The sequence below is a fragment of the Mesorhizobium sp. M1143 genome (assembly GCF_040318435.1).
In the GTDB taxonomy this organism is placed as follows: Bacteria; Pseudomonadota; Alphaproteobacteria; order Rhizobiales; family Rhizobiaceae; genus Mesorhizobium.
The window spans coordinates 1-2751 of the sequence record NZ_JAMYMJ010000141.1; the positions used below are offsets into that span (position 1 = coordinate 1).

Consider the following 2751-nt stretch of genomic DNA (forward strand, 5'->3'; position numbering starts at 1 on the left):
GTCAAATGCTCCGCGCCAACGACCGTCGCTTCACCCGCCCAGCAGGGCACAACCCGCGCCGGAAACGAACTCAAAATTGGATAGAAACTGGGGGCAAGGTCACCGGAAATGGCCTGATTGACCAATTGAGCGAATTGACGGCACGTTGGAGTATTTCTTCAGTCTGAGCGTGCCGAGGCGAGGTGGCAATGACGTGTCCGATCCAGTCTCGGTAATCGCCCTTCCTAACGATTGGCGTATTGGGTGGAATATAGAAACTGACCTCCGCAACGCCTGGTACAGCAGCTTCTTTACTGCCGTCGGCGATCCTATCAAGGATGCCATCGCGATCAGCAACTAGGAACCGCGCAGCCGCAATGTGCGAATGCCTTCTGCGCAAATCAGATTTTTCGCCAATAGCAATCTTGATGTGCTCGGTGACGAGATCGATACCGTAAGCCAGCTGAAGCAGTTGGGGAGTGGGCGCGCCATGAAGCCGCGGATTGACTTCAATGACGACCGGGCCACACTTCGTCCACCGGAATTCGATGCCCGCCGGCCCCCAGCCAAGCCCAAGAGCTCGCAAACAACTCAGCGAAACATCGGCGATACGTTCATGCTCGCCATCAGTCAGCGGGGCCGGAATGGTGCACGCACGGCAGACGAAATGCGGTGGAGGGCCGCAGTCAGCTGTGCCAATTCCAATGATCTGATCTCCCATTATGTCGGCCCAATAAAGGGGGCCTTCTGCGAATTCTTCGACCAGTATCCTAGGCGGAGACCGCCATTTGTGCTGCCCGCCCAACAGATAGGTCGTATGTTTAGCTAACTCATCGGCGTCGCGGCATAATCGGACACCGATGCTGCCGCTGCCCACGGCCGGCTTAACAATTACCGGCCAGCCGATCTGCGTGGCAGAGCTTTCTAGGTCTGCCGCATTCGCTGCCAAGCGATAAGCTGGTATTGGAATGCCCGCATCCGAGAGAAGCTGACGCTGGGTGAATTTGTCGTAACATTGTTCGATGGATTCGGGGTTCGGTCCCGCTAGATCGAAATGCCGGCAGAGCTTGCCAACTGTTGCATAGACCGACTCATCGTCGCCCGAAAAGCCAGTAATGCCGGCAATGTCGTAGGTCTCTCCTAAGCGGGTAAATTCGCGGATCAGCGCATCGAGATTGTCTGTATCGACGGGGATTGCCTCAACCCCTTCCGCCGCAAGATAGTCATACTGAGTTGGATCAGTCGATAGGGCAATCGGGTGAAGGCCGAGACGCCGAGCCGCTTGGACGTATAGGAGACCATTCCCTCTCGGATGACCTTCAATCATGATAAATGCTCTTGTTGCCATTGGCTGGTACTCCCGATTTTACGTGCTGTGCCAAGCGCATAGCACAGCTTCGTCCGTGCCTGATCTCAGACTGGGTGAACGTACCCTAGTAAGCGATCTGCAGTCGCAAAGGTTCTGTAAATTTCATTTGAAGGTTGTGTTGCAGCGGATGAATTGAAAACGAGGGATGTTGGCAAAGCTGGTCGGGCAATGAGACACGAACTGCTCCGCCAGACGCCTTGCGAGAGGCGGCAGAAGCGCCCAGACCCGGGCGACGCGCCAAGGCCAGCCGATGGCCGTGCCGGCCTGAAGCCTACATCTGCGAGTTCGATTTTGACGAGCGTCGGGAGCGGTGCCTTCAGAGGAGGCGGGCCTGCGATACAATCTTGAACACGGTCAGGTTAATGACCGTTGCGGAAATATTACACAACAGCATGAAATCTTCACAAATGTTTTCTTCCCATATTTCTCACATCATGCAAAATCGAATTAATAGGCATGATGATGGAGAGAAGCAGCGTGGGTGACAATATCAGTAATGCAGTATCAGCATCTGAGCTGGTGGAATACTTCAACGAAGACTACTTACATTTCTGCAACGTGGTCAACCCGTCCGAGACGAATGACCGAGACGCGGGATTTATTTGGGATATGCTTTCTATTGAGGAAGGCAGCTCAGTTCTTGAGCTTGGATGCGGTTACGGGCGTATTACCAACCGGTTGGCTGAAAAAGGAGCGCGGGTAACCGGACTTGATATCTCGCCGACCTTGCTAAAAAAAGCCGAAACGGATGCGGCTGAACGCGGAATAGACGTCGAGTATGTTCTGGGCGACATGCGCTCACTTCCCTGGCGAGACCGATTTGACGCGGCTTTTCTGTGGTACACGACGTTTGGCTATTTCGATGACGTGGACAATGAAAGAGTTCTTCAGGAGGCCGCTTCCTCACTTAGGAAGGGCGGGCGCCTTCTTATCGATCATGCCAATCGCTTTGAGTTCTTGCGTTACACGTCGCCTATCTACGTAGTGCAGCGTGACGACGATCTAAGTATCGATTTAGTCAGCAATGATGTTCTAAGCGATCGTCGGAATATAGAAAGAATTTTTGTCCGCGATGGGCGCGTTAGGCGAACGAACCTTTCTTTCAGGCAGTACGGGTTTTCTGACTTTGTGCGCATGTTGAATGGCGTGGGGTTCAGTATTGTTGAGGCTTATGGGCAGGAAGGTGGAACTTTTACATCTGGCAGCTCAAGCCTCGTGGTTGTAGCGTCAAAATAGTACCACAAGGTCGCGCTGTTTGCGGGCGATCGCCACTTTTTAAGAAGGTAACTGCTTATGGTTCCTTTTATCCAAGAAGAGTATCGCGCACGCTCGGCCCGGCTGCGCCAGCTAATGGCCGAACGCGGCATCGACACACTGTTCGTCTTTGATGCAGGAAACATCTA

Annotated in this window: 2 protein-coding genes; one reads left to right on the top strand and one right to left on the bottom strand. The window is 53.5% G+C overall.

Annotated features, from left to right (window positions below):
• Nucleotides 1–70: 70 nt before the first annotated feature.
• Nucleotides 71–1327, bottom strand: coding sequence for an ATP-grasp domain-containing protein (locus tag NKH35_RS31305; RefSeq protein ID WP_352917528.1), 1257 nt, complete (start codon nucleotides 1325–1327; stop codon nucleotides 71–73).
• Nucleotides 1328–1825: 498 nt separating this feature from the next.
• Here NKH35_RS31305 and NKH35_RS31310 point away from each other — a divergent pair, with 498 nt between their 5' ends.
• Complete coding sequence (locus tag NKH35_RS31310; RefSeq protein WP_352917529.1) at nucleotides 1826–2584, top strand: class I SAM-dependent methyltransferase; 759 nt, start codon at nucleotides 1826–1828, stop codon at nucleotides 2582–2584.
• Nucleotides 2585–2751: the final 167 nt, after the last annotated feature.